At 59.0% G+C, this 295-nt stretch carries 1 protein-coding gene; it reads left to right on the top strand.

Translation table 11 applies throughout. From position 1 onward, the window contains the following. On the top strand, positions 1-295 hold a 295-nt coding region (locus tag AF337_RS32145; RefSeq protein ID WP_152971278.1), incomplete at both ends, for an SDR family NAD(P)-dependent oxidoreductase.

Raw genomic sequence — 295 nt, 5'->3', positions numbered from 1 at the left:
GATCGACGTGCTCGTCAACAATGCCGGATACGGGTTGCACGGCGATTTTCTCGAAACACCGATCGAGCGCACCACCGATATGATCCAGCTCAACATCACGGCGCTCACCGAGCTGAGCTATGCTTTCGGACGTGACATGGCCGCCCGGGGATCGGGCCAGATCCTTCTCGTCGCAAGTCTCCTTGCGCTTCAGCCGGTTCCCAGCTTTGCTGCTTACGCTGCGACGAAGTCTTATGTACTGGCGTTTGGAGAAGCCCTGCATGAAGAGCTCCGTCGGCAAGGCGTGGTCGTCACC

The sequence above is a fragment of the Rhizobium ecuadorense genome (assembly GCF_001187535.1).
Taxonomy (GTDB): Bacteria; Pseudomonadota; Alphaproteobacteria; order Rhizobiales; family Rhizobiaceae; genus Rhizobium; species Rhizobium ecuadorense.
The sequence above is the reverse complement of the archived record's forward strand: the minus strand, read 5'-3'. Positions and strand labels throughout refer to the sequence as shown.